This is a genomic window from Belnapia sp. AC561 (genome assembly GCF_979252845.1).
On record NZ_CEEDBP010000504.1, the window covers coordinates 1 to 235 of the forward strand.

Annotated in this window: 1 protein-coding gene; it reads left to right on the top strand. The window is 56.6% G+C overall.

The genetic code is table 11. The annotated features are described in order from the left end of the window. A partial coding sequence (locus tag AC0IW9_RS32035; RefSeq protein WP_471652310.1) for a cation:dicarboxylate symporter family transporter occupies positions 1 to 235 on the top strand: 235 nt, incomplete at both ends.

Here is a 235-nt window from a genome sequence, read left to right on the forward strand (position 1 = left end):
GGGCATGTTTCGCATCGTCAATATGGTCATGCGCCTGGCGCCTATCGGCGCGTTTGGTGCGATTGCGTTCACCATTGGCAAATACGGCTTCGGCTCGCTGTTCTCCCTCGGCAAGCTGATGGCCTGCGTGTACCTGACCTGCGCAGTCTTCGTGATCTTTGTGCTTGGGCCGATCTGCCGCTACAGCGGGTTCAGCCTGTGGAAGTTCCTGAAGTTCATCAAGGAAGAACTGTTC